Origin of the sequence: Blautia caccae (genome assembly GCF_040095955.1) — a bacterium.
GTDB lineage: Bacteria > Bacillota > Clostridia > Lachnospirales > Lachnospiraceae > Blautia > Blautia celeris.
Genome location: NZ_JBBMFP010000113.1, coordinates 1 through 545 on the forward strand (window position 1 = coordinate 1; position 545 = coordinate 545).

Consider the following 545-nt stretch of genomic DNA (forward strand, 5'->3'; position numbering starts at 1 on the left):
ACCAGCTTTACAAGTGATGGCTGGTTTGATGCCAGTGCCAGTGCATCCTTTACTGTCAGTGATCCATCCAATTTTGCAAGCGTTTCTGGTGGATATGCCACAGGCTATTCCATGCCGGCATTGAAAACGGTTTACGATATGGATATGAAGGAGCAGATCAAAAGTTTAACAGTATCTGCACCTGGTTCAACGGTACAAAAAAAGGACAATAAAACCTACAGTGCTTTTAGGCTGTTTGTCACGTCAGACCAATATAAATCTTATCAATTAACCGGTAAGGCCATAACAGCGAAAGCGACTGTAACAGCCCCCAGGTATTGGGGAGGCGCTATCTATTCACCCTCTTCCAATTCCACATACCAAAATATAGTGCTTTGGTCGTATACAACCGCTGCAGGCAACTTTACAAAAACGGCTTCTTTTAGTAAGTCTATCCCCAAAAAGACATTTTCTTTAAATATCAAAAAACAGGATGCCGAAACAAAAGCCGCTTTAAAAGGAGCAACGTTTTCGTTATGGAGCTACAACGGCACTTCCTATAACAA

General features: G+C 42.0%; 1 protein-coding gene. It reads left to right on the top strand.

The window, feature by feature from the left end:
* Window positions 1-545, top strand: a 545-nt coding sequence (locus WMO65_RS26480; RefSeq protein WP_349064939.1) for a hypothetical protein, incomplete at both ends; no start/stop codon positions are given.